A 511-nucleotide genomic window follows, 5' to 3' on the forward strand; every position below is an offset into this window, starting at 1 on the left:
TAGACGAGCTTGTGATTGACCACCCACCCCTGGTTGCGCAGGTCAAGTAGCACTCGTCGGTAGCCGTAGCGATACTTGTTGCGCTCGAAGCTTCCCCGGATCGCGTCTTTGAGCGCAGCGTGCTTATCCGGATCGCTGAGTCGTTTCTGGTGATAGAAGAATGTCGACCGTGCCATGCCGGCCGCATCCAAAAGGTATTGCAGACGATGCCGTGACTTGAGGATGACAATCGCCTGGACCTTCAGGCGTGTCCCTGATTCCTCAAGTCCCGCAATTTTTTTAGATATGCGTTTTCCGCTTCCAACCGCGCGATCTGGCGACGCAGCTTCGCTTCCTCCGAAAGCGGCTTCGGCGTGCCCGAACCCTTGGGCCTGCCCTTCGGCTTCGGTTTTAGTGCCTCATCGCCACCTTTACGCCATTTCCTCGACCATCCGCCGACCAAGTGCTCTGATGACAGGCCAAACTCGCGCGCAAGATCCATCGCTGTCTCACCAGAAAGGTGGCGTTGGAC

1 pseudogene is annotated in these 511 nt (G+C 57.3%); it reads right to left on the reverse strand.

Annotated elements, in window-relative coordinates:
- A pseudogene (locus QP909_RS11765) lies at nucleotides 1–511 on the reverse strand (helix-turn-helix domain-containing protein); the annotation flags it as partial.

The sequence above is a fragment of the Corynebacterium sp. MSK195 genome (assembly GCF_030228885.1).
GTDB lineage: Bacteria > Actinomycetota > Actinomycetes > Mycobacteriales > Mycobacteriaceae > Corynebacterium.